Genomic DNA, 24,407 nt, shown 5'->3' on the forward strand with positions numbered 1-24,407 from the left:
CGTCACCCGGGCCGCGCGGACGGACACCCGCGGCCACGGGCACACGACGACCCCCCCGCACACGAAGAAGCCGCAGCCCGACGGGGTGAAGGGGTACCACCCGTCGGGCCACGGCTCTCATGCTGCCGCGTTGCGCTGGACGCGGCGTTCTTCGGTGAAGGGGGGGAGCAGCTCGGGGATCAGCGCTTGAAGGCGTCCTTGGCCTTTTCAACCGACTGCCGACCGTCGCCCTTGGCGCGCTGCGCCCGGCCTTCGGCCTCCAGCCGCTCGTTCCCGACGGCACGGCCCGCGGTTTCCTTCGCGGCACCCTTGACCTGGTCGGACTTGGCCTTCGACTTCTTCTCGGCGGTCATGGTTCGCTCTCCCTTGCTCTGTCGAGGCGTTTCCTTGACAAAGGATCGCCTGCCCCGGCATCCGCAGGGAAAACGGTCCCCGACCGAGAAACCCGCTAGCCGATCACCCCCGTCGTGGCCTGACCCGCCGTGGACCACAGCTCCGCGACCCGCGCCGCCGACGTCCCGAACTCCGAGGCGCCGATCCCCCGTGGCCCGCAGCCCGGTTCGTCCGACCGCGGCCCCCGCACCGCTTCCGCCCCCGGCGGCGCGTTGTGCTTCATCAGGTCCGCCTCCTTGTACCGCACGCACCCCTCGTGCCAGACGAGGATGCCCGCCATCCAGTTCTTCAGCTCCTCCGCGTACTGCGTCAGGGCCTCCCTGGCGTCCTCGTCCAGCCCGAACTCCTCGCACAGCTGCGGAAGTTCCGCGTCGATCACGTGCAGGAACTCCGCCATCCGCGCCTTCATCAGATCGACGACCACGTCCCGCGCCTGTTCCACGGTGCACTGGAGGAAGTGCTGGACCACCAGCACCCCGTTGTGCATCTCCCCCTCGTACTCGATCTCCTTCTGGTACGAGAAGACGTCGTTGAGCAGGCTCGCGTAGTCCATCGCGGACCGCTCCATGGACAGGAACGGCCTCGACCGGTAGATCTCCTCCGGCAGCGTGCTGCCGTGCGAGAGCCGGGACAGGCTCATCGTCATATCCGACCCGAAGGTGAACCTCCGCATCTCGAAGTAGTCCACCGGATCCGGCACCCGGTCCTGCGCCTGGTTCGACAGTTCCCACAGCCAGCTCGCCGTCATGTCCTCGACCGCCCTGCGGAACGCCTTGCGTGCCGGCACCGCCATCGGCCCCGCGGTCCGTGCCCAGATGTCGGCGAGTCCCCGCTCCAGCGGCGTCAGCGGTTCCGGCACCGGCTCACCGTCCACGGGCATGAACAGCGAGAGCCGGTCGTTGGCCGCCTTCGCACCGGCCAGGTCCAGGGTGCGCCCGTAGAGCACGGGGAAGAGGTCGTCGCCGTACGTACCCCAGGCCAGCCAGGCCGAGCTGATGTCCAGTTCCCCAAGGGTGGCCTCCGGGTGGATGCCCGCCGCGCACAGGGGCAGGTCGTAGTCCCGGATCTTCCCCTCGTCCCAGACGTGCGAGCCGGGAACGCCGGGCACCTCCTCCAGGAACCCCATGGCGCGCCCCCATTCCACGACGTTCCGCCGGGAGGCGTCCAGATGCGGGCTGAGCGTCGTCGTGAACGGCATCCCCAGGTCCGGGATCTCCAGCGGCCCGACCTTCTCGAACCGGTGCACCGCCACGTTCTTCGCCCGCGCCGGGAGGCCGGCCGCGAGGGACGACAGCAACTGGGAGGCCGCCGTACCCAGCCCGTTCGGGCCGCCCAGCGAGCAGGCCGCGGGGCCGTGCGCGAGCTGTCCGGCGGTGACCTGTCCCGCCGCGCCGTCGTCCGCCCCGTTCATGTACCGGCTCGACCGCATGTGCCACTCGTGGCCGCCCGCCTGCCAGTCCTGGAGGCCCTTGACGTACGCCAGTACGTCGAGCCGTTCCTGCGCCCCGGTCCCGAACTCGGCGAACAACGGCTCCAGTTCCGTGAAGACCGTCGTCTCGAACTGCTGGAGGCGTGAGGTCAGCAGGTTGTTGACGGTGTCCGCCGCCTCCTGCGTCGAGCAGCCGAGGAAGGTCTCCATCACCAGGACGCCGTTGGACAGCTCGCCCTCGTCGAGGATCTCGCGTTCGTAACTGAAGAGGTCGTTGCGCAGGTGCACGCCGTCCGAGAAGGCGTCCCGCAGCACGCGCAGCGGACGTGACGCGGCGACGGCGTCGGGGACCTCGGCGTTCGCCACGTACTCCACCAGACCCGCCGACCAGGGTGCGCCGCCCACCTTGCGCCGCATCTCGATGTACTCGATGGGGTTGGAGATCCGCCCCTCGCTGATGTTCATCAGCTCCCACATCGACTCTTCGAGCAGATGCTCGGTGGCGACCGCGAACCGCCGCCGCCACGCCTCGGACATGGACGGGCAGGTGCGGCTCCACAGGTCGGCGAGCCCGGCCTCGACCGCGTTCGTCGGCTCGGGCGTCCTCGCGCCCGCCTCCACCGGCATGAACGCGGGCAACCGGTCCAGGTACTCCTTGGCGCCCTTCATGTCGGGGCTGCGCTTGAACAGTTCCACGAAGTGGTCGTCGAAGAAGAACACCCACACGTACCAGTCGGTGACGAGCGCCAACTGCTCGGCCGTGCAGTCGGGATGGGTGTATGCGCACAGCAGCGCGTAGTCATGGCTGTCGAAGTCGTGCTCGTCCCAGATGTCCGAGCCCTCGATCATGACCATCTCGCGCGCCCAGGCCTTGGAGTGCGTCCGCGCGTGCTCCAGGTGGGGATTGAGCCGGGCCGGGTACGGCATGTAGAACTCGGGCAGCCTGAAAGGTTGGGGCATGGTTCCGGGGATCGCCTTCCCTGTGCGACAGCGTGTGACCGCATTGATCCGCTCCACGCTAGGCAGGGCGTACCCCGATGCGACCCCGGCCCCGGGCGATCACCACCGAAGTGGTGAATTGACGCCCGGGGCCGGTTAACAATCTTGTTCCTGGTGCAGGGGACGCGGGGTCCGGTCAGCGCCGATCCCGTGCCCACACCACCTTCAGCTTCGGCGAGCGGAGGATGTCCCCCTCGCAGAACCGGGAGGTCACCCATTTCTCGCCGGAGTACAGCTCGGTCTGGTCGCTGAAGTACGGGGAGTGCGGATTCGAGGACTGGCCGTACGTCAGCAGGGTCCTGGCCACCGGGCAGCGGGTGCCGTTCCAGCCCACCGCCTGGACGTAACTGGTGCCCGTGGTCACCTCCTTGTAGCCGCCGCCCGCCGCGTTCCACACCGGCTCGATCTTGTTCCAGACGCCGAGGGACTCGGTGCCGCCGTGCAGCGGGATGCGCTTGCCGTTGCGTACGACGAACTGGTTGTCACCCAGCGGCGCGTCGAGGGCGATGCCCGCCGCGGTCAGCTCCGCCACGGCGGCGGCGAGCGACGAGGCGACGCCCGGATCGCCGGTGTCGAGAGCGCGCGGGGTACGGACCGGATCGGCCGGGTCGAAGGCGGCCTTCCACCGTCGTTCCGCCGGAACGGCCACGACCAGCTTCCGCCAGAACCGGTCGAAGAGCAGCGCGCCGCGGCTCCCCGTGTCCATCTTCCGGTCCCATGCGCGCAACGCGGCGCAGGCCCCGGCGAGTTCGGGCCCTGCGCAGACCTTCAGCAGGTCCGGGAGCACCAGGTCGGCGGCAGGGACACGGTTCGCGAACTGCTGCTTCTGCAGGTCGGCCACCGTCAGCCGTCCCCTCTTCGCCATCGCCGCCACGTCCTCGATCCCGCCGCGCGTACGCAGCGAGCGCGGTGTGCCGATGTTGCCGAAGACCCGCTCGTATCCGGTGAGCGGCCGGTCCGCGTTGGCCAGCCAGGCGCTGTCGTTGGAGTTCACCGCGTACGGGGCGTCCCGCAGCGTCGGCATCCTCGACGGGCCGAAGATCCCCGCCTCCACCGCGTCCTTGTCACGGCCCGGCGCGCAGTCGCCCCGTGACCCGTCCAGGATCGCCATCCCCGACGCGGGGTAGGTGACCCTGCCCAGCGGCGTCGAGCAGCGCTGTGCCAGGCCGTCGGTGATCCGCGGGAGCACCTGCGACTGGGTGAAGAGCGAGCCGCCCGAGGAGTCGGAAGCGATCGTGTTCACCCACGGCAGGCCCTGGGTGCGGCGCAGCACGTCCTGGATCCCGGCGACGCTGCGTGCCTTGCTGAAACCGAGGGCGGTGTCGGCCGCCCGCATGTTCGTCGCGTTGGGGTCGTTGAGCGCGTACGCGGCCGTGGCCGTCCAGGGGAGCGGAAGCTGCGCACCGAGTCCCGTGACGACCGGCCCGTACCGGCTCCACCACTGGGTACGGGTGACCGCCCGGCCGCCCTTGACGGGCACCGTCACCGTCCGCTTCGTCATTCGTTCCCGGGCGCCGTCGACGAGGTACACCGTCGGGTCCGACGGGTCGAGGGTCAGCTGGTGCAGGTTCATGGGGACGCCGGTGGCGACGGTGTGACTCCAGGCGACGTGCGGATTGTGCCCGATGGAGACGGTCGCCGAACCGAGAAGCGAGCCGCCCGACACGTTGAGCTCGCCGGGAATGGTCTGCTGGGACTGCCAGAAACGGCGGCCGCCGGCCCACGGGTAGTGCGGGTTGCCGAGCAGCAGGCCGCGCCGGTCCGCCGTCGTACTCCCGCTGAAGGCGACGGCGTTGGAGCCCATGGTGGCGTCCGAGGTGTCGAAGAGCCGCCGGGCGGCCTCGGCGGGGTCGGCCGCGCCCCCGGCGGTACCCGAGGCCCGCGCCGGGGTTTTCGCCGGGGGCTGGGCGCCGGTGATGCCGTCCACGGCACGCCCCTGGCCGCCGAGGACCGACAGCGCGTAGTTCCGGGTGTGGACGTCTTCGAGGCTCACCGCCTGTACCCACGGGGCGTCCTTGCAGGCCGGGTCGGTGACCTTGTTCTGCTTCAGCCAGGCGTTGTAACCGGCCGTCCAGCCGCGCATCAGCTCCCTGGCCTGCCTGCTCGGCCCCGCGGGGGCGGGCCTGGCCACCACCTTCGCGACCGTGCCGCTGTCCCGCACGCCCTGGAAGTAGAGGTCGCTGGCCAGGTTGGTGGACGCCGACGACAGGGCGCCGTCCGGTGCACCCTCGGCGCCGAAGTGGCGGGAGCGTTCGGCGCGCACGGTCACGAAGCCCTCGGCCAGTGTGCACACCTGGTCGTTGGCCTGCGCCCAGCCGGTGCCGAAGCCCAGGTTGGCGTAGTCCTTGGCCAGGATGTGCGGGATGCCGTACTCGGTGTACCGGACGAGCGCGGAAAGACCGCCGCCGGAGGGGCGGCCTGCCTGCCCGCCGGGAACGGCGGAGGCGGCGGGTGCGAGCGTTCCGGCGGCGGTGAGCAGGACGACGGCGGTGACGGCGAGAGATCTCGCCCGGGGGCGGAGGGACAACGTGCCTCCCAACAGGGCGTCACAACAAGGCAGTTGTGAGCGGGGCCGGTGATGTCACCCGCCACTCAGTCATTCCCTTCGGGCACCTGTCAACATCCAGGGCGCAAGGCGACCCTGCTCAGCCGGCCCGTCGGTCCACGATCCGCTTGAACTTGCCCACCGACCGCTCCAGCGTCTCCGGATCCACCACTTCGACCCCGACCGACACCCCGATGCCGTCCTTGACCGCCGCCGCGACGGCCCGGCCGGCGGCCTCCCGCTGCTCCGCACTCGCCCCGGCACGTGCCTCGGCCCGTACCGTCAGCGTGTCCATCCGCCCCTCGCGGGTCAGCAGCAGCTGGAAGTGCGGGGCCAGCGCCGGCGTGCGCAGCACGATCTCCTCGATCTGGGTGGGGAAGAGGTTCACCCCGCGCAGGACGACCAGGTCGTCGCTGCGTCCGGTGACGCGCTCCATCCTGCGGAAGACGCGCGCCGTACCCGGCAGCAGCCGGGTCAGATCCCGCGTCCGGTAGCGGATCACCGGCATCGCCTCCTTGGTGAGCGAGGTGAGGACCAGCTCGCCCTCCTCGCCCTCCGGCAGCACCTCGCCGGTCAGCGGGTCGACGACCTCCGGGAAGAAGTGGTCCTCCCAGATGTGCGGCCCGTCCTTGGTCTCCACGCACTCCTGAGCGACCCCGGGCCCGATCACCTCCGACAGGCCGTATATGTCGACGGCGTCGATCGCGAACCGCTCCTCGATCTCGTGTCGCATCTCCTGGGTCCACGGCTCCGCACCGCAGATCCCCACCTTGAGCGAGGTGGAGCGCGGGTCGAGCCCCTGCCGCTCGAACTCGTCCAGCAGGGTCAGCATGTACGTCGGGGTGACCATGATGATCTCGGGCCGGAAGTCCTGGATCAGCTGGACCTGGCGCACGGTCATCCCGCCGGACGCCGGGACGACCGTGCAGCCGAGCCGCTCCGCGCCGTAGTGCGCGCCGAGCCCGCCGGTGAACAGGCCGTACCCGTACGCCACATGGACGGTGTGGCCCGGACGGCCACCGGCCGCCCGGATCGAGCGGGCCACCACGTCGGCCCACATCGACAGGTCGTTCTCGGTGTAGCCGACGACGGTCGGGCGGCCGGTGGTGCCGCTGGAGGCGTGGAGGCGACGGATGTCCTCCCGCGGCACCGCGAACATCCCGAACGGGTAGTTCTCGCGCAGGTCGGCCTTGGTGGTGAACGGAAAGCGGGCGAGGTCGCCGAGCGAACGGCAGTCGCCGGGGGACAGGCCCGCCCTGTCGAAGGCCGCCCGGTAGAACGGCACGTTCGCGTACGCGTGCCGCAGGGTGCTGCGCAGTCGCTCCAGTTGCAGCACCTGGAGTTCCTCGCGGCAGAGCCGCTCCGCCGCGTCGAGCAGGGCCGTCATGGGTCACTCTCCCGTCCGTCACGCACGCTCACAGAGGACGACCGACCATTCGGTAGCCGCCGGTCGGGTCAGTAACGCAGCCCGGAGGGGGTCCTGACAAGGGGCCGACGACCGACGCGTCGTGGTCCGGCGGGTGTGCCCACCGCCCCACCGGGGCGAACCACCGCGACATGCGCGGAACCGGTTGATCACGGCAGTGTTGACCGCAGAAGCACCGGAGCGAAAGCGAGGACGTCAGAGATGCAGCGTCGAATCCGCAGGACAGCCCTGGTCGTGATGCTCGCGGGGACCGCCCAGGCGGTACTGGCCGCCTGCGGCGGGAACGGGAGCCCGGCCCCCGCCGTCACTGCGACCGTCACCGCCCCAGCGCCGACCGTCACCGTGACCGCCACCCCCACCGCCCCCGCGCCCCCGCCCACCCCGTCCGCCCCCGCCGCCCGGCCCACGGCGCCCCCACAGGGCGCCGAAAGGCCCACCGTCGAACTCACCGGGGACCCGGCCGCGGCGGGCAAGGAACTCGACCGGCTGAAGAAGACCGGCTGGTGGAACCCGAACAAGATCGAGTACGCGGACGACCCGGTGACGGCGCTCCAGCAGTTCGACAGATGGCTGAGCAAGGGGTACATCGCCCCGGGCGGCGCCTGGACTCCGGCGGGCGTCGCGGCGGTGCGGGCCGCGAACGAGAGCGGCGAGGAGCTGTAGCCCCGCACGGCGGGGCCGCCGGGCCCGCGCAGCGGGGGCCGGTCCTGGGCGGGCCGGGACCGGCCCGCGACGACGGGTGCCGCCGGGTTCCGGACGACCTGGCCCCGGCGGCGTGTTCTCGCGGCGTCCCGGGCGCAGCCCGGGGGCGGCATGGCCTCGCGCCTCCGCCAGGGAGCACGCCGGAAGCGCGGCCCGCCCGATGTGCAATACAGGTGTGCGCACACGGCATTCACCTGTTTGGATGAACCCCATGCCCGACTTCGCCGCCGCCGACGGAACGCGACTCGCCTACCGCCTGGTGGGGGAGGGGGAGCCGCTGATCTGCCTCCCCGGCAGTACGAGGGGCGGCGGTACGGACCTCGGGGAACTGGGGAGCCTCTCCGCCCACCGGCAGCTCGTCCTCCTCGGCCCGCGCAGCGCCGGCGTCCCCGAGACACCCGTCGACCCGGTGGACTGCCACTGTCGTCGGCAGGTCGCCGAGGTCGAGGCGCTCCGCGCACACCTCGGCCTGGAGCGCGTCGACGTTCTCGCCCATACGGCGGACGGCAACCTCGCCCTCCGGTACGCCGCCGCCCACCCGCGGCACATCCGCAGCCTTGCGCTGATCGTCCCCACCGCGCGGGAAGCGGACCTCCCCGTCGAGGACGGGGAACTTATCGCGGCGGCCGGGCTCAGCAGGGGCGGACCGCGCTCCGAGGAGGCTGCGTACGAGGCCCGGTCCGTCGCCCGTACTCCCGCTCCGCACGGCCAGCGGGACGAAAGCGCGCATGCTGACGTTGCGTCGGGTCTCGTCTCCGGCCGTGCGACGACCAGCACGGGCTGCCCCGGGACCGACCCGCTCGATGTGCGCGACGCCCTCGCCTGGCTCGACGCCCCCGTGCTCGTCCTCGCCGGGGAACCCGACGGTGCGTCCGCCGGAGCGGCCGGGGTCGCCGCCCTGTTCCCACGCGGTGAGGTCGCCGTCCGGGCGGGCGGCGGCCACCTCCGCGCGCTCGACGACCCCGGCGGCTTCACCCGTACGGTCGCGGCCTTCCTCGACCCGGAGGTGCACGGCGTGCGTCTGCCGGACGGCACCCGGCTCGCCTACCGCACCTGGGGCGACCCGGCCGCCCCGCCCGTGGTCCTCCTGCACGGACGTGGAGGCAGCAGCACCGACTGGGCGCACATCGCCGAGATCCTGGCCGCCTCCCGCCGGGTGTACGCGCCGGACCTCCGGGGGCACGGCCTGAGCGACTGGTCCGGGGGATACGGATACGCCCGACTCGCCCGGGACGTCCTTCAGTTCCTCGACGCCCTGGGTATCCACCGGGTCGACCTGGTCGGCCACTCGATGGGCGGCGGAGCCGCCTACCAGGCCGCCCAGGTCCAGCCCGGCAGGGTGACGAGGCTCGTCCTGGAGGACCCGCCTCCGCCTTTTCCGCTGAACCCGCCGCGCCTCCCGCAGGAGCGCCCGGCCCCGGAGGAACTGCGCGTGTTCCGCTTCGACTGGGACCTGATCCCGCCGACCGACGAGGACCTCAACCATCCCGACCCGGCGTGGGCCGCACGGCTGTGCGCGATCACCGCGCCGACACTGGTGCTGTCCGGCGGCCCCACGAGTTTCGTGTCGGAGCAGGATCTGCGACGGCTCGCCCAACTGGTCCCCGTCGGCCGCCTGGTGACGATCCCCGTGGGACACCTCATCCACCAGGACGCACCCGACAGGTTCCTGGCGGCACTCAGGACTTTCGGTATCCCGTGACCCGCGAGCCCGAGCACACGTTCCCGAGGGTGGACACGCCACGCAAGCCCTTCACCACGATCCCGAACCCCAGCCCAGGAGCCCCCGGTTGACCCCTGACAACGACCGTTCCGCCCGCCTGCTCGTCGGCCTGCTCGCCGGAGCCGGCGCGGCCCACGTCGTGGCTCCCCAGCTGTTCGACGACATGGTTCCGGAGTTCCTGCCGGGCAAGCAGCGCACCTGGACGCACGCCAGTGGCGTCGCCGAACTGCTGCTCGCCGCCGCCGTCGCCGTACCGCAGACCCGGAAGCCGGGTGGGCTCGCCGCCGCCGGGTACTTCGCGGCGATTCTCCCCGCGCACCTCAAGATGGCGCACGACTGGCGCGGGAAGCCCACCGCTCTGCGTGCCGGCGCCTACGCCCGGATTCCCCTCCAGATCCCGCTGGTGTTGTGGGCGGTGAAGGTGGCACGGAACGTGGCCCGCTGAGTCCCGGGCCACGGTCGGGCCCCTCGCCGGGCCGGGCCCGGCTCAGTGGCCGCCGCGTCGCCGCTTCGTTGTCGTCTTGCGCCAGCCGAACGGCCCCGGAAGGTCCATGGACGTGGTGCGGCGGCCGGTGCTGCTGCGGGTGTGACGGGGCCCGTTGCCGTTGCCGCCCGTGGTGATCGACCACGAACGGCGATTGATGTTCAGCCGTACGCCCGGCAGGATCCGAAAGCTCTTGCGGAAAGTGAGCGGCATCGCATGCGTTCCTGACTCCGTGGGCGGATTCCGATGCCGTTCGGGTTTCCGATGCACGGGGGGTGTATGCGCCTCCCGGCCGAGAGAAGGGCTCAACCCGCATGAGAATCCTGGTGGTCGGCGCCGGAGCGACCGGCGGCTACTTCGGCGCGCGTCTGGCCCTGGCCGGACGGGACGTCACCTTCCTGGTACGGCCGCGGCGGGCCGAGGTGCTGCGGCGCAGGGGTCTGCGGATCACCGGGCTCGGCACGGAGGAGGTGCTGGACCCGCGGTGGGTGACGGCCGACCGGCTCGACGGTACCTACGACCTCGTCCTGCTGACCGTGAAGGCCACCGCGCTCGGCCCCGCGCTCGACGACCTCGCGCCCGCGGTCGGCCGGGACACCGTGATCGTGCCCGTCCTCAACGGGCTCGCGCACCTCGACGCGCTTGCCGGGCGCTTCGGCGCGGGGCGGGTGTTCGGCGGGGTCGCCAAGGTCCTCACGACGCTCAACGGCGAGGGCGACATCGTCCGGCTGGCACCTCCGGCGACGCTGACCCTCGGGGAGACCGGCGGGGGCACCACGCCCCGCACCGACCGTATCGGCGCCCTCCTCGGCGGGGTGCCGGGCATGGAGACCGAGCTGTCGGCGGACGTGCTCGGGGCGATGTGGGCCAAGTGGGCGCTCATCGTGACGGTCAGCTCCGTGAACCTGCTCGGGCGCGGCACCGTCGGCGAGGTCGTCGCCGTGCCGGGCGGGGTGCGGCTCGGGCCGGCCGTACTGGCAGAGGCCGCGGCGGTCGCGGACGCGGCCGGTCACCCGCTCCGGGCGGAGCACCGGGCCGCCACCGCGGCGCTCGTCACCGAGGACGGCTCGCCGCTCACCACGTCGCTGTACCGGGATGTGGTGGCGGGCGTGCACTCCGAGGCGGAGCACCTCTTCGGAGACCTGGCGGCCAGGGCGCGGACGCTGGGGGTGAGCACCCCGCTGCTCGACCTGGCGACCCTGCAACTACGTGTCGCGGAGAGCCAGGTGACGCCGCGTCAACAGGTGCTCAGCGTGCCGTCGGCTGCCACAGGGACGTCACCGGGTCGTACACCCTGACCCCGGCGGGCAGTCCGAGCGCCGCCGCCGTGATCCGCCGGCCGCGGTGCGCCGGGTCCGCCGCCACCACGATGTCACGGACCACCCGTACGTCGGCCGGGCTCGGCGGGGCGAGGACGGTGCGGACCGTGGCGTACGCGGACGCTTTGGCGCCGACGGTGTACGGGGCGCTGCCGACCTGGGGGACGGGGCGGGCCGCACCGTCGAGCTTGCCGAAGGAGACCGTCGGGATGCGGTCCACGGTGCAGGCGCGCGTTCCGTTGTTGGTGAAACGGAGGGCGAGGACGTCGGGGGTCGGCGCGGCAGTGACCTTGAGGGTCAGATCCTTCTCCTTGCAGGCAGGAGCGAGGCCGGGGCCGGGAGCCGGGGCGGTGGCGTGGCGGGTCCCGGTGGCGGCGGCGCTCGTGGCGGCCGCGGCCGAGGCGGTGAGCAGGAGGGCGGCGACGGAGGCCGCGGCGCAGAGGCGTCGGTTCGTGTGCATGCCGTCAATCGTCCGCCCGTACCGGTCCGGACGCCAGTACGTCGGCGACCGTGTCCGCGTCCGACGCACGCTTGTCCTCGCGGTAGCGCACCACCCGTGCGAACCGCAGCGTGACCCCCTCCGGGTAGCGGGTGGAGCGCTGCACGCCGTCGAAGGCGATCTCCACCACCAGCTCCGGCCGCACGTGCACCACGTACCCCTCCTCGGACACCTTCAGCGCGTTCAACCGCTCCGTCTGCCACGCCAGCATCGCGTCGGTGAGCCCCTTGAAGGTCTTGCCGAGCATGGCGAAGGAGCCGTCCGGGCGGCGCGCCCCCAGATGCAGGTTCGACAGCTTGCCGGTCCGCCGCCCGTGGCCCCATTCGGCGGCGAGAACCACCAGGTCCAGGGTGTGCACCGGCTTCACCTTCAGCCAGGAGGCCCCGCGCCGCCCCGTCTGGTACCGGGCGTCCAGCGCCTTCAGTACGACACCCTCGTGGCCACGCTCCAGGGTCCGCGTCAGAAACCCCGCCTCGTCGCCCTCCTCGGCGCGGCGCACGCACAACGGGCCGGGAGCCAGCCGCTCCAGCCGCGCCCGCCGCTCACGGTAGGGCAGGTCCAGGGTCACCTCGCCGTCGGCGGCCAGTACGTCGAAGAACACCGGTGACAACGGCAGCGCCTCCCGGGCCGCCGCCACGTCCAGCCGGGACCCGACCCGGCCCGCCACGTCCTGGAACGGCAGTGGCCGTCCGTCCCCGCCGAAGGCGATCACCTCGCCGTCCAGGACGAACCGGTCGCCGTCCAGCTCCCTGGCGGTGTCGATGAGTTCGGGGATGCGGTCGGTGACGTCCTCCAGGGTGCGGGTGAAGACCCGTACCTCGTCCCCGTCCCGGTGCACCTGCACGCGGATGCCGTCCAGCTTCTCCTCCACCGCGCAGGGGCCCAGTTTGGCGAGTGCTTCGTCGAGGGTCTTGCCGGGGCTCGCCAGCATGGGCGGCACCGCCCGTCCCACCCGGAGCGTGAACCCCGCGAGCGCCCCGGGACCCTCGGCCAGCAGCGCCTGCCCGACCGTGGTCAGTGAGCCGCCGAGCATCACCGCCCGCCGCACCTGGGCGGGGTCGGCCCCCGCCGCCGCGGCCAGGCCCTCGGCGGCGAGCGCGTCCAGGGCCCCCTGCCGTACCTCGCCGGTGAGCAGCCCGGTCAGGAAACGCTGCTCCTGCTCGGTGGCGCGGGCCATCAGCTCGCGTACCAGCCGGGCCCGCTCGGTCTGCGCGCCGCGCCCGGCCACCGCGGCGAACGCGGTGAGCGCGGCGTCGACGTCGGCCACGGTGAGGGTCGCCTCCCCGGCCGGTGCGACCGGGTCGCGCAGCAGGTTCCAGCCGATGCCGATCCGGCCCTGCGGGAGGCGTCCGGACAGGTAGGGGACGACGATCGGGACGTCATCGGGGGCGGCCGCCCGGAAGAGCTCCGCGAGCAGTGCCGTCTTCTTCGAGCGGGCGGAGGTCGCGGAGACGCCCCGCGACACCCGGGCCAGGGTCTCCAGCAGCATGCGTTCCATCCTGCAACGCATGCCCCGTCCCGGCATGTCCTGACAGGGCCGTGTCCTGGTTCCGTACGGCGGCCCGCGCTTCGTACAGTCACCCCGTGGCCCTCTTCCGTATTGCAGCCCGCACGCCCCTCGCCCCCGCCGAGGCCTGGCGCCGACTCACTCACTGGGAGCGGCACGCCGCCCAGGTGCCCCTCACCCGGATCTCCGTCACCACCCCGCCACCGACCGGGCTCGGCACCGTTTTCGTGGCCCGCACCCGGCTGGGGCGGTTCGGCTTCGACGACCCGATGGAAGTGGTCGACTGGCAGCCGCCGTACCACTGCCGGCTGGAGAAGCACGGGCGGGTGGTCACGGGGTGGGCGGAGATCGACGTCCGGGAGGCGCCCGGCGGCGGTGCGTACGTCGGGTGGACCGAGGACCTGCGGGTCCGGGGGCTGCCGCGGTTCTGCGACCCGCTGCTGGGGCGGGTGGGCAAGGCCGTGTTCCGGCGGGCGATGCGGGCCCTGCTGGAGGACCGGCGGTGACCGGGACGGGCCAACGGCCCGCCGGGTGAGCGTCCCGGGGGGCGATGGCCCGCCGAGTGGGCTTGCCGGGGGGCGACGGTCGGCCGGGTGCAGGTGGCCGCGGGTCGGCGGTCCGGGCGGGGGAGGGTGTGCCGATCAGAGTCGCTCGGGCCGCCGCCCGCGCCCAGCGGTCGTCCGCCTTGCCGCTCGGCGAACGCCGAGATCCGGTCCGTCAGCACCAGCCGCCGGGGGATCCTGTACCCGGCGAGCCGGGACCGGCAGTGCTCCTGGAGCTCGGCCGGATCCGGTGGCGCGCCGCCCACGCGAACCTGCGCCACGGCGGCCACCCGGTTGCCCCACTGCGCATCGGGCACCCCGGTCTGCATGATCCGCTTCGACGAGGCAGCCCTCCAGGTACGCGGCCGGGCGGGGCACCAGGTGGAGGGGGCACGCACCGCACTCGGGCACGCGTACGGAGGCGGGTCCCCGTTCTTGCCATGTGGGTCGCGGGCGCGGCAGAACCCGACGGGTGACGCACTGCGCCGGGCGGCGACGGGGCCTGTCCGCCGACCGGTGCGCTCGCTACTGTGGCCCGGGGACGACGACGAACCGGAAGGAGCGCGACGTGGCGGCAGGCACGCAGCAGGGGCCGAGGGGCGGGGCCAGGCCGGAACTCGACCTGAGCGGGGCCGACTGGCAGCCGGGCGGCAGGGGGGCCGACGACGTGCAGATCGCTTTCGTGGAGGGATTCGTCGCGATGCGCAGCGCGTCGAGCCCCGGCAACCCGTCGCTGATCTTCAACCCGGCGGAATGGCGGGCATTTGTGCTCAATGCGCGCAATGGTGCATTCGATCTGACCTGACCGGGTAGGCGTGGCACTCCGAAAGGGACGAACCGCATTCCGTACGGAGGCCCCCATGCGTACCCGTGACGTGCTCGCCGAAGGATTCGGAAGGGTCCGCGAAGCGGTCCACGAAGCCGTCGACGGACTGACGGCGGAGGAACTCTCCCGGCAGCCGTGGCCCGGGGCCAACACCATCGGGTGGCTCGTCTGGCACCTCGCCCGGGTGCAGGACGACCACGTCGCGGAGGTCGCCGGGCGCGCACAGGTGTGGACGGGGGAGGGGTGGGCCGACCGGTTCGGCCTGCCCCTGGACACCGATGACATCGGGTACGGGCACACGGCCGAGCAGATGGCCGCCGTGCGCGTGCAGAGGGCCGCCGACCTGCTCGGCTACTACGACGCCGTGCACGCCCGCACCCTCGACTTCGTGGCGTCGACCGGCGACGACGACCTCGAACGGATCGTCGACAAGGCGTGGAACCCGCCGGTGACGCTCGGCGTGCGGCTGGTCAGTGTCCTCGCCGACGACCTCCAGCACGTGGGCCAGGCCGCGTACGTACGAGGAGTGCTGCGCAGCGCCGCGCAGGAGTGAGACGGCATCGGCCGTGTACCTGGGACACGGGCGGCGCGGGCCGTCGTGCACGAGCGGGACGGCCCGGGGCGGCGCGGTGTGCCGTCCGCCTCCGGCCGCCCGCGCCGTCGCGCCCCTCCGCTTTCCGGCGGCCGGCCCCGGCCACGTACCATGTCGGCATGTCCTTCCTCCGCCGCCGCCCCTCCGCCACGCCCGCGGGCCCGGAATTCGACGTTCTCGCCATGGACCCGGGCGACTGGCCGGGCAACCTCGGGGCCGGGCTGCTGCCCGCCCCCGACGGCAGCTGCCAGGGTGTCTTCCTCCGGTACGACCTGTTCGGCGGCCGCGGTCCCGCGATGATCATCGGGAACCTCCCCGAAGGGTCCCCGGCCCGCGAACTCACCGAGGGCCAGGTCCCCTTCGAGGTCGCGCAGCTCCTGCTGGCGCTGGAGAACGACGAGGAGGTGCAGGTCGTCTCCACCGAGGAGGACCCGGTCATGCAGGGCGACAACCTGCTGATCGTGCGCCGGCTCAAGCTCTCCGAGAGCCGGATCTCCTGCGTGCAGTTCGACCGCAGCGACAACGTCCTGGTCACGATCGCCAGTTGGGACCGGCCGATCACCGGTGATCTGTACACGCTGCTCAAGCCGCTGCCCGCGGAGATGTTCCAGGGCTAGGACGGCACCCCGCCGGACACGGTGACATCGGACGCCTTCACGTACCCGATCCGGTGCCCGTACTGGATCTCGTAGTAGATCTCCTCGCCGCGGACCACCCGGCCCGGCTTCCCGTACTCCGGGGTGTGGAAGTACTCGCCCGGCGTGCGCTCCCCGACGACGTACCGCTGCCCGGCTCCGATCCGGTACGGCAGCGGCACCACCGGCTGGACCGGAACACCCGCCGGGTACGCGGACGCCTCCGGGTAGGCCCTGCCGAACACCGGGATCTCCGGCAGACCCTCGCGCGGGGTGAGGAACGGGGCCTTCGTGGGAACGGCGGTGGGGCGGCCGGCCGGGTTGTGGAACCAGGCCTTCTGCCCCAGGTACCAGATGGCCGTCCAGTCTCCGCGCCGTTCCGCCACCGCGAAGGTCTGGCCCGTGGAGGCCCGCGCTCCCGTGTCGTTGACACCGATCGTCGAAGCCCCGCCGCCCGGACGCAGGCCGATGTCCTCGACCAGCGCGGAAGCGGCGTCCGGCGCGGTGTGCAGACGGACCGCGCCCGAGCCGTGCCCGGGACACGGTTCGGCCGGCTTCTTCCCGCAGCCCGTGTACGGCGGACGGTGCGTGCGGTACTCGGGGCGGACGGTGACGACGTCGCTGCCGGACCCCGCCGTGGGCTCGAAGGGATTGCCCAGCAGCTCGAAGTAGTGCGCCCAGTCCCAGTACGGGCCAGGGTCGGTGTGCATGCCACGTACCGCCTGCGGGGTCGCGCCGGGGACGTTGTCGTGGCCGAGGACGTGCAGCCGGTCCAGGGGGATGCCGTACTTCGCGGCCAGGTGGCGCACCAGGCGGGCCGACGACCGGTACATCGCCTCCGTGTACCAGGTGTCGGGAGCGGTGAGGAAACCCTCGTGCTCCAGCCCGACCGACTTCGCGTTGAGGTACCAGTTGCCCGCGTGCCAGGCCACGTCCTTCAGCGGTACGTGCTGGGCGATGTGCCCGTCGGCGGAGCGCAGCGTGTACTGCCAGGACACGTAGTCCGGCTTCTGGACGAGCCGCACAGCGGTCTTCCAGGACCCCTCCGTGTTGTGCACGACGATGTAGTCGATGCCGCCCTGCCGCTCGCGGTCGCCCAGGTCGTGGTTGCCCCAGTCGCCCTCCTTCGGGTCCCCGAACCTCTCGTACGGGGCGGCGATCCACTCGCAGGACACGGACACGGGGCACTCGACGGGCCCTGAGCGGTCACCGGCCGTCGTGCCGGCACGCGTACCCGGCCGCGCGGCAGCAGCGGGGCCGCCGGGGCGAGTGGAGACGGCGGGAACACCGTGGGCGGGGGCGGCGTCCGGTGCCGCGGGCAGCACCACCTGCTCGCCGCTGTCGGTGGTGCGGCGCTGCCCCGCCCGGATCACCGCGTACACCTCGTCCGCGTACGCCCGCGCCGCCGCCGGGTCGTCGGCGCCGGAGAAGCGGGCCACCGCCCCGTACCAGTGCGCCGGATCCGTGCTCGGCGGACGGCCCAGCTCCCGCTGCGCCGCGGCCAGCAGGGCGGCCCCGCCGCGCACGTTGGCCGCGGGATCGCTGCGCAACCGTTCGGCCGGCAGCCCGGTGAGCGCGGACGCCCGCTCCATCGGCCCCGGCGCGTCGGTGGGCCGGGCCCGGTCACCGCCGTTGGTGAGGTGCATCGGCCCGTAACCGCCCGTCACGCTCGGCGCCCCGCCGTGCGCGTCCCAACGGGACTGGAGGTACGACACTCCGAGCAGCACACTCGTCGGCACCCGGTACGTAGCGGCGGCAGCGGCGAATTGCTGTTGCAGGGGGACGGCCGGCGGGTCCTGGACCGCCGCGGTCGCCGGGACGAGTGGCACGAGGGACAGCAGGAGCACGGCGGACGCCGCGACGCCCCCCGACCTGACAGCGGAAAGGTGCAAGGCGTCCTCCGGGAACGGGCCGTACGGCGGAACCGCTCATGATGCCCATCACGCCGCCCCGGGCCGCGTAGGACCTGTTCGGCGATTCGACCGCCCCGCACCAACAACCCCCCACCCCGGCCGTCGGGTTGTTGTCTGTCCGGTCCTCGGGACGCCCGGCGGCACGCCACCTGATCGGGCGACCGCACCCATGCGAAAGCCCCGGCCTGCGCAGCCCTGTCGAGAGGGCTGCGGAGGCCGGGGCCGGCACTGCGGCCGGTCAGGCCCTGCGACCCGTGACCAACCGGTAGAGGACCAGCACGATGACCGAACCCACGATCGCGGCAATCCATGTGGAGAGCGAGAAGAACCCGTCGATGGACTCGACCCCGAAGATGACCTTGCCCAGCCAACCGCCTAGCAGGCCGCCGACGATGCCGATCAGCATGGTGATCAGGCAGCCGCCCGGGTCCTTGCCGGGCATCAGGGCCTTGGCGATGGCTCCGGCGAGCAGTCCGATGAGGATCCAAGCGATGATGCCCACTGTGATGCAACCTCCGTAGGAAAAAGAGTCCCGGCGTCGGCCGAGGCTTCTTCCTGCTTCCCTTGCCCCCCTACGCCAAACACCACAGAGCGCCCGTATGGGTGCACGGGGGGCAAAAGCGGGTCGAAGGTCCCGCCGAACGTGGGCCCCAGGTCCCGCCGTACGAGGGGTCAGGGGTCCCGGCACCCGGAAGCGACGGCGCATCCGACCGGGCACACACGGGGAAGGGCGGAGGGCAGTGCCCGCGCCCAGGCACTGCCCTCCGCCCTTCCCCGCCGCCCGCCGGGACGTCGCCCGCGCTCAGCGGGTGCCCACCGCCGCGCGCACCGCCCGGCGGGCGAGCGCGCAGTCGTCGTGCAGCCGGCGCAGCACCAGCCGCTGCTCCTCACCCGGCGCGAGACCGGCACCGGACGGTGTCGACGGCGCCTCGCGCATCGTGCGCTGCACCTTCGCCTCGTACGCGCGGACCTCCCGCGTGGTGACGAGCATCAGGTTCACCAGGAAGGCGTCCCGCGCCGCGGTTCCCGCGGCCTGTGCCAGCTGGCTGATCTGCCGGCGGGCGACCGGGGAGGCGTCGCCGAGGACCATCCAGAGGGTCGCCAGGTCGTACCCCGGCAGATACCAGCCCGCCTCTTCCCAGTCGACCAGCACTGGACCGGCCGGCGACAGGAGAATGTTGGAGAGCAGTGCGTCACCGTGACAGAACTGCCAGGGCGTCGAGGACCGGGAGATGCCGTGCAGCAGCTTCTGGAGGTCGCCCAGGTCGCGGTCCGTCAGCAGGCCCAGGGCGTGGAAGTCCGTGAGCCGCTTGCCGTAGTTGAGGGGGCGGCCGAACATCTCGCTCGGCGGCCGCCAGTGGTTCAGCCGGTCGATCGCGCCGAGGGCGGCCCGGACGTCGGCGCGCGGCGGGGCCTCGGCGGGGTGCCGCGTCAGGGCCGCCGCCCGGCCCGGCATCCGCTCGATCACCAGCGTGCAGTTGTCGGGGTCCGCGGCGATGAGCCGGGGAACCCGCACCGGCGGACGGTGCCGGACGAAGGCGCGGTAGGCGGCTATCTCCTGGCGGAAGTGCTCGGTCCACTGGGCGGAGTGGTCGAGCAGACACTTCGCGACCGCGGTCGTGCGTCCGGCCGTACCCACGATCAGTACGGAACGCCCGCTGCGCCGCAGCACCTGCACCGGCTGGAACTCCGGGCAGATCCGGTGCACCGAGGCGAGGGCCGTCCGCAGCTGCGCGCCCTGGGGGCCGGACAAGTCGATTCTCCCGCTGAGGGGTTGGGTTCCGGGGCCCGCCGCCCGCCGTGCCCGCCCGGTGACCGCTGCCGCGGCGTGGTGGGGGTCGAGGTACGGGCCGCTGCCCGCCGTGAGCGGACGGTGCGGCCGGGGCGGGGCGGACACGGAGGACGATGCTGTGTACATGGGCGGTACAGGTCCTTTCGTGCGCCGACGAGTTGCCTTGGCGCTGCCCGCCCCGGCGACGGTCCGCACCCTGGGGAGTACGAGCCGGCTGCCGGGCCGGGGTGGCGCTTTCCTACCTGACCACCGTCCGCGGGTGGCACACCATCTGGCGCACCCTGGCGAACCCTGGCGAATAGTCGCGACGCATATCGCCGCGGGTTAATGTCAAGTCAGCCGAGAACCTGGGGGCTTGACGTGACCGGAGAACCCAACACCCGCCTGAACGACCTGTTCGGCCTCACCGGCTGGTCCAAGGGGGAACTCGCGAGAATGGTGAACCGGAAGGCGGCGGCCATGGGCCACCCGCAACTGGCCACCGACACCTCGCGGGTACGACGCTGGATCGACATGGGGGAGTCCCCCCGCGATCCCGTGCCCAGGGTGCTGGAAGCTCTGTTCACCGAGCGGCTCGGCCGTGTCGTGACCATCGAGGACCTCGGGTTCGCTCGCACTGGCCGCACGGGACGACGAGGAGCCGCCGCGAAACAGGACGTGCCCCTCGGAAAGCCTCTGACGCCCGAAGAGTTGGCCGAGCTCCTCTCGGAATTTACGGGAATGGACCTCATGCTCAACCGACGCGGCCTGGTGGGCGCGGGCGCCGCGCTCGCCGCCGGCTCCGCCCTCACCAGCGCCATGCAGGACTGGCTCCACACCGAACCGTCCACCGCCGCCACCCCAGTTCACCCCCTGTACGCCGAACCCGCGGGATTCGACCGCTACGAGTCGGCGCCCGTCGGCACCGAAGAGGTCGAGGCTCTGGAAACCTCGGTCGAGGTCTTCCGCAAGTGGGACGCCGCCCGTGGCGGCGGCCTCCAGCGCAAGGCCGTCGTGGGACAGCTCAACGAGGTGGGCGGCATGCTCACCTACCGTCAGCCCGCCGACCTGCAACGCCGGTTGTGGGGAGTGGCAGCCAACCTCGCCGTACTGGCGGGCTGGATGTCGCACGACGTGGGCCTCGAACCCACCGCGCAGAAGTACTTCCTCATCGCCGCGCACGCCGCCCGGGAGGGCGGAGACCTTCCCCGCGCGGGGGAGGCCATGTCACGGGCCGCCCGCCAGATGGTGCACCTCGGCAGGCCCGACGAGGCGCTGGACCTGATGAAACTGGCCAGGACGGGTTCCGGGGACCGGACCCTGCCGCGCACCCGGGCCATGCTGCACACCATCGAGGCCTGGGCACAGGCGTCGATGGGGCACGGGCAGGCCATGCGGCGGACCCTCGGCGAGGCCGAGGAACTGTTCGTGTCCGACAACGGCGACGTACCGGCGCCCAACTGGATGCAGATGTTCGACGAGGCCGACCTGCACGGGATGCAGGCGCTCGCCTACCGCACCCTCGCCGAGCACGACCCGTCGGTCGCCAAACTCGCCCAGCGCCACGCCAGGCTGGCTCTCGAACTGCGCCCCGAGGGGCGCGACCGGTCCAAGCTCTTCGACCACATCTCGATGGCCTCGGCCTGCTTCCTCGGCAACGAACCGGACCGTGCCGACGTGTACGCGCGGCTCGCGCTGCGGACGATGAACGACACGTCCTCGCACCGCACCTGGGACCGGCTGCGCAGCATGTACCGGCTCACCGCGCACTACGCGGACTACCCGGCGATCGGGCAACTGCGACGCGACCTGGAGCAGGTGATGCCGAAGAAGGAGGGCGGGGGAGGCAAGGGCGTCGCCACCGTCTAGCGCCGCGGCACGCCCGCGGACCATCCCGACGCAGGCCGGCCGTCCGTTGGTCAGTCGTCGATCCTGGCGACCAGTACGCAGGCGTCGTCCTCGCGCTCCGTCTCGCCGAACTCCTCCAGTACCAGCCGTACGCACTCGCGTGCACTGTGGGCAGCGGCGAACCGAGGGGCGAGCGACAGCAGCCTGCCCCGGCTCTCGTGGTCCGTGCTGCTGCGCCGGGACAGCCCGTCGGTGTGCAGGACGAGCAGGTCGCCCTTGCGCAGGCTCGCTTCGGCCTCCTCGTACACGGCGCCGGGTGTGGCACCCAGCAGTACGCCGCGCGGCGGGTCCAGCGGGCGGCCCCGGCCGTCGCGGAAGAGGAGCGGGGCCGGGTGGCCGGCCTGCGCCCAGGTGAGGAGGCGGGTGCCCGGGTCGTACTGGCAGCAGACCGCGCTGCCCAGGGAGGGCTGCGCGGCGGACGTTTCGAGGAGTTGGTTGAGGTGCCCCATCAGCGAACCGGGGCGGAGCCCGGCCAGGGCCAGGCCGCGCAGAGCGCCGAGCAGCATCGCCATCGAGGAGGTGGCGGGCACGCCGTGCCCGGTGAGTCCGCCGACCGTCAGCAGTGACCGCCCGCCGGACAGTTCCATCGCGTCGTACCAGTCTCCGCCGACGAGTTCACCGCTGGCCGAGGGGAGATAGTAGGCGGCGAGGTCGAGCGCCCCGCCCGCCCGGAGCGGTGCCGCGCCGCGCCATGGCGGCAGGACGGCCTCCTGGAGCTGTACGGCCGCCCTGCGTTCGGCCTGGGCGAGCTGGCGTTCGCGCTGGAGCGAGTCCTGGTTCTCCCGTACGGCGCGCTGGGTGCGGCGCAGCGTGCTCACGTCGCGCAGCACCGCCCACATCGAGGCCGTGGAGCCGTCGGTGTCGAGGACCGGTTCACCCATCAGGTGCAGGGTGCGGACCTGGCCGTCGTCGGCACGTACGATTCGGAACTCGCCGTCCAGGGGCTTGCCGTCGACCAGGCAGTCCGTGACCATCGCGGTGAGCAGGTGCTGGTCCTCGGCGAGCAGCATGGACGGCAGCTCGTCCAGGGTCAGCGGGCCGCTCTCCGGGGTACGGCCGAAGATCTCGTACAGCTCGTCGGACCAGCTGACCTCGTCGGTGAGCAGGTTCCACTCCGCGCTGCCCACCCGGGTGAGCAGCGATACCGGCGCCGAACCCGGGAGGGAGGCGGCGGACGGCTCCCGCGGCACCGGCAGGGACGGCAGGCCGTCCTTCAGCTGGCCCAAGTGGGCGCCCAGGTCGTCGAGTTGGTGGACGGCCAGATCGCACAGGGCGCGCTGCCAGCGCACCTCGGCGTCGTCCTCGTCCACCGTGGCGTCCCGGCGGACCGCGTCCACGTCGCCGCGCAGCCGACGGGTCTGCGTGATCAGTGCGTCGACCATGCCCCGCTCGGGAGGCTGCGGCGCGGTGCGATCCGCGAACAGGGACGGCGGCATGGCGTACTCCGATACAGGCGCGGCCGGAAGGGGTCCGTCGGGTCTTCGGGTCGTCGCGTACGTGGGCGTGAGAAGTCGACCGTTAAGACTTTGGCACAGCGGGCCGAGGGCCGTAAGGCGTTTGGCAACACTCGATCCGGTGGTGCATCCGGCATATGCCGACGGCCCCGGGAGGGTTACGGCTCCTTCCGTCCCAGCTGCCCCACGCGCCACAGCCGCACGGCGGACAGACCGGCCGCGGCGATCAGCAGCAGGTCCCGTACGAAGAGGTTGGCGATGGCTAGCGGATCGGCGTCGTCCCGCAACCCCCGGTACAGCAGGGGGAATCCGAGCGTCGTGAAGACACAGGCCGCCAGTACGAGCCACGCGGCCGGCCGCTGCGAGGTCTCCCGCCCCAACAGGCAGACGGCCGCCAGGCCGACCAGCCACACCAGGTACTGCGGGCTGATCACCCGGCTCGTCACGACGAACAGCAGTACGGCGGTCAGGGAGGCGTCCGGCAGGAGCCACGGCGCGCCGTCCGACGGCGCGGGGCGCCGGGTGCGCCAGTACAACAGCCAGCCCAGCGCCAGCACGGTCAGGCACTGCATCACCAGGGACACGGTCTCCACGTACGGACCGACGAACTCGTGCGACCCGTCCTTCGCCTTCCACGTCCCGGACCACCCGAAGTGCCGGGCCACGTGGAACGGCAGCGCTCCCACCGACTCGATCTGGATGCCGCGGGACTTCTGGGCGGTGAGGAAGGAAAGGGCGTGCGGCATGGCGAGGGCGAACCCGGCGAGGAGCACCGCCCCGGTGAGCGCGGCCGACAGCCAGGAGTGGCGGGTGCGCCGGCCCCGTCCGGTGCCCGCGAGGAGCAGCGCGGGCCACACCTTGATCAGGGCGCCGAGGGCGACCAGCGCGCCGAACGCCCGGTCGGCCCAGGGGCGTGACGAGGCGGCGACGACGAGCGCCGCCATCGCCACCGCGGTCACCTGGAGGTCGAAACGGTTCCACGGCATCGTCGACAGCACGGCGAGCGCGGCGGTCCACAGCCACGCCGCGGCCAGTGAACGGCCCTTGCGCATCGCGAGCCACAGGAGCCCCGCCGTCACCAGGGCGTCGGTGAGGGCGGCGGTCAGGACGAAGGCGTGACCGTAGTCGAGGGAGGGCAGCAGTCCCGGCGCGAGGATCGGGAGGGCGGCCCCCGGCGGGTACTGCCAGCTCACGTCGTGGGCGGGGAACGTGCCCGACGCCAGTACGCCGAACCAGCCCCGGTACACCGTGTCCACCGAGGGGTCGAGCGTGCCGTCACCGGCCAGCGGGGGCACCTTGAGCGCGGCCGCGACGAGCCACAGGCGGCTCAGGGCCCAGACGGCGATCAGGGTCCAGGGGGAGGCGGAGAGGCGGGCGAGCGGGCCGGTGCGGAGCATCCGTGCACTCTACGAGGGCGACGCGGACCGCAGAACGCCAGGTCAGCAGGGGCGGGCATGAGAAGTGGGGGTTCGGGTACGCGCGGCAGACACTGGACATAGCGTCGTCGAGCCGAGGAGAGAGCCATGACCGACCGCCGTCAGGACCGTCCGGAAGAAGAGCCCCCCGGGATTCCGAGGGACATGCCGGACCAGCAGGCACCGTCCACCGGGGACCCGGGGGACTCGGTGGAGGGCAGGGGCCCGGAGGAGCACAGGGAGGACGGAGCCGCCGAAGAGCCGACGGACTAGGGCAGCCGTCGGGCCGCCCCGTGCCGGCGACCCGGGCGAGGTCCGAGGAGGG

The 24,407-nt window shown here is 72.5% G+C and carries 22 protein-coding genes and 1 pseudogene; 10 read left to right on the forward strand and 13 right to left on the reverse strand.

Translation table 11 applies throughout. From position 1 onward, the window contains the following. Positions 1–179: 179 nt before the first annotated feature. From HNQ79_RS21840 to paaK, 4 genes are all read right to left on the reverse strand, one after another. Positions 180–353, reverse strand: a complete 174-nt coding sequence (locus HNQ79_RS21840; RefSeq protein WP_185033632.1) for a CsbD family protein — start codon at positions 351–353, stop codon at positions 180–182. A 95-nt stretch (positions 354–448) separates the two neighbouring features. Further along, positions 449–2,782 carry a terpene synthase family protein gene (locus tag HNQ79_RS21845; RefSeq protein ID WP_185033635.1) on the reverse strand — a complete coding sequence of 778 codons (2,334 nt, stop codon included), beginning with the start codon at positions 2,780–2,782 and terminating at the stop codon, positions 449–451. A gap of 175 nt (positions 2,783–2,957) precedes the next feature. Next, positions 2,958–5,348, reverse strand: a complete 2,391-nt coding sequence (locus HNQ79_RS21850) for a penicillin acylase family protein (protein ID WP_185033637.1) — start codon at positions 5,346–5,348, stop codon at positions 2,958–2,960. Positions 5,349–5,466: 118 nt separating this feature from the next. Then, entirely contained in the window at positions 5,467–6,753 is a 1,287-nt protein-coding gene (gene paaK, locus HNQ79_RS21855) for a phenylacetate--CoA ligase PaaK (RefSeq protein ID WP_185033639.1), read from the reverse strand. A 240-nt stretch (positions 6,754–6,993) separates the two neighbouring features. Here paaK and HNQ79_RS21860 point away from each other — a divergent pair, with 240 nt between their 5' ends. From HNQ79_RS21860 to HNQ79_RS21870, 3 genes are all read left to right on the forward strand, one after another. Further along, a complete protein-coding gene (locus HNQ79_RS21860; RefSeq protein ID WP_185033641.1) occupies positions 6,994–7,455 on the forward strand; it encodes a hypothetical protein in 462 nt (153 codons plus the stop codon). Between the two features lie 241 nt (positions 7,456–7,696). Continuing rightward, positions 7,697–9,196: an alpha/beta fold hydrolase gene (locus tag HNQ79_RS21865; RefSeq protein WP_308437352.1), complete on the forward strand. Its 1,500-nt coding sequence runs from the start codon at positions 7,697–7,699 to the stop codon at positions 9,194–9,196. An 88-nt stretch (positions 9,197–9,284) separates the two neighbouring features. After that, positions 9,285–9,662, forward strand: a complete 378-nt coding sequence (locus HNQ79_RS21870; protein ID WP_185033643.1) for a DoxX family protein — start codon at positions 9,285–9,287, stop codon at positions 9,660–9,662. Between the two features lie 42 nt (positions 9,663–9,704). Here the strand turns inward: HNQ79_RS21870 and HNQ79_RS21875 are convergent, their stop codons facing one another. Further along, a complete protein-coding gene (locus HNQ79_RS21875; RefSeq protein ID WP_185033645.1) occupies positions 9,705–9,914 on the reverse strand; it encodes a DUF4236 domain-containing protein in 210 nt (69 codons plus the stop codon). A 101-nt stretch (positions 9,915–10,015) separates the two neighbouring features. Between HNQ79_RS21875 and HNQ79_RS21880 the strand changes: the two genes are divergently transcribed. After that, positions 10,016–10,999 (forward strand): ketopantoate reductase family protein, encoded by a 984-nt coding sequence (locus HNQ79_RS21880; RefSeq protein WP_185033647.1) that lies wholly within the window; start codon positions 10,016–10,018, stop codon positions 10,997–10,999. Here the strand turns inward: HNQ79_RS21880 and HNQ79_RS21885 are convergent. Both HNQ79_RS21885 and HNQ79_RS21890 read right to left on the reverse strand, forming a co-directional pair. Beyond that, positions 10,950–11,480, reverse strand: a complete 531-nt coding sequence (locus HNQ79_RS21885) for a DUF4232 domain-containing protein (RefSeq protein ID WP_185033649.1) — start codon at positions 11,478–11,480, stop codon at positions 10,950–10,952. The two genes, HNQ79_RS21880 and HNQ79_RS21885, sit on opposite strands and share 50 nt — an antisense overlap. A 4-nt stretch (positions 11,481–11,484) precedes the next feature. Further along, positions 11,485–13,008, reverse strand: coding sequence for an ATP-dependent DNA ligase (locus HNQ79_RS21890; protein ID WP_185033651.1), 1,524 nt, complete (start codon positions 13,006–13,008; stop codon positions 11,485–11,487). 95 nt (positions 13,009–13,103) lie between these two features. Here HNQ79_RS21890 and HNQ79_RS21895 point away from each other — a divergent pair, with 95 nt between their 5' ends. Beyond that, on the forward strand, positions 13,104–13,532 hold the full coding sequence (locus HNQ79_RS21895; protein ID WP_185033654.1) for an SRPBCC family protein: 429 nt from the start codon (positions 13,104–13,106) through the stop codon (positions 13,530–13,532). Between the two features lie 142 nt (positions 13,533–13,674). Here HNQ79_RS21895 and HNQ79_RS33865 read toward each other — a convergent pair. Continuing rightward, a pseudogene (locus HNQ79_RS33865) lies at positions 13,675–13,888 on the reverse strand (AMP-binding enzyme); the annotation flags it as partial. Positions 13,889–14,136: 248 nt separating this feature from the next. Here HNQ79_RS33865 and HNQ79_RS33875 point away from each other — a divergent pair. From HNQ79_RS33875 to HNQ79_RS21910, 3 genes are all read left to right on the forward strand, one after another. After that, entirely contained in the window at positions 14,137–14,373 is a 237-nt protein-coding gene (locus HNQ79_RS33875) for a DUF397 domain-containing protein (RefSeq protein WP_185033656.1), read from the forward strand. 55 nt (positions 14,374–14,428) lie between these two features. After that, positions 14,429–14,947: a mycothiol transferase gene (locus HNQ79_RS21905; RefSeq protein ID WP_185033658.1), complete on the forward strand. Its 519-nt coding sequence runs from the start codon at positions 14,429–14,431 to the stop codon at positions 14,945–14,947. A 158-nt stretch (positions 14,948–15,105) separates the two neighbouring features. Further along, the gene (locus tag HNQ79_RS21910; RefSeq protein WP_185033660.1) at positions 15,106–15,603 is read left to right on the forward strand and encodes a glycosyltransferase family protein; all 498 of its coding nucleotides are present in this window, start codon (positions 15,106–15,108) and stop codon (positions 15,601–15,603) included. Here HNQ79_RS21910 and HNQ79_RS21915 read toward each other — a convergent pair. The 3 genes from HNQ79_RS21915 to HNQ79_RS21925 form a co-directional block, all read right to left on the reverse strand. After that, the gene (locus tag HNQ79_RS21915; protein ID WP_185033661.1) at positions 15,600–17,513 is read right to left on the reverse strand and encodes an N-acetylmuramoyl-L-alanine amidase; all 1,914 of its coding nucleotides are present in this window, start codon (positions 17,511–17,513) and stop codon (positions 15,600–15,602) included. The two genes, HNQ79_RS21910 and HNQ79_RS21915, sit on opposite strands and share 4 nt — an antisense overlap. A 259-nt stretch (positions 17,514–17,772) precedes the next feature. Further along, positions 17,773–18,036 carry a GlsB/YeaQ/YmgE family stress response membrane protein gene (locus tag HNQ79_RS21920; RefSeq protein WP_185033663.1) on the reverse strand — a complete coding sequence of 88 codons (264 nt, stop codon included), beginning with the start codon at positions 18,034–18,036 and terminating at the stop codon, positions 17,773–17,775. 300 nt (positions 18,037–18,336) lie between these two features. Next, positions 18,337–19,452: an aminoglycoside phosphotransferase family protein gene (locus tag HNQ79_RS21925; protein WP_185033664.1), complete on the reverse strand. Its 1,116-nt coding sequence runs from the start codon at positions 19,450–19,452 to the stop codon at positions 18,337–18,339. A 234-nt stretch (positions 19,453–19,686) separates the two neighbouring features. Between HNQ79_RS21925 and HNQ79_RS21930 the strand changes: the two genes are divergently transcribed. Continuing rightward, positions 19,687–21,174 carry a DNA-binding protein NsdB gene (locus HNQ79_RS21930; protein ID WP_185033666.1) on the forward strand — a complete coding sequence of 496 codons (1,488 nt, stop codon included), beginning with the start codon at positions 19,687–19,689 and terminating at the stop codon, positions 21,172–21,174. Between the two features lie 50 nt (positions 21,175–21,224). Here HNQ79_RS21930 and HNQ79_RS21935 read toward each other — a convergent pair whose 3' ends face one another. Beyond that, a complete protein-coding gene (locus HNQ79_RS21935) occupies positions 21,225–22,649 on the reverse strand; it encodes a PP2C family protein-serine/threonine phosphatase (protein WP_185033668.1) in 1,425 nt (474 codons plus the stop codon). Between the two features lie 176 nt (positions 22,650–22,825). After that, a complete protein-coding gene (locus HNQ79_RS21940; RefSeq protein WP_185033670.1) occupies positions 22,826–24,064 on the reverse strand; it encodes a glycosyltransferase 87 family protein in 1,239 nt (412 codons plus the stop codon). A gap of 126 nt (positions 24,065–24,190) precedes the next feature. Here HNQ79_RS21940 and HNQ79_RS21945 point away from each other — a divergent pair, with 126 nt between their 5' ends. Further along, entirely contained in the window at positions 24,191–24,355 is a 165-nt protein-coding gene (locus HNQ79_RS21945) for a hypothetical protein (protein WP_185033673.1), read from the forward strand. Positions 24,356–24,407: the final 52 nt, after the last annotated feature.

The organism is Streptomyces candidus, from assembly GCF_014207445.1.
GTDB lineage: Bacteria > Actinomycetota > Actinomycetes > Streptomycetales > Streptomycetaceae > Streptomyces > Streptomyces candidus.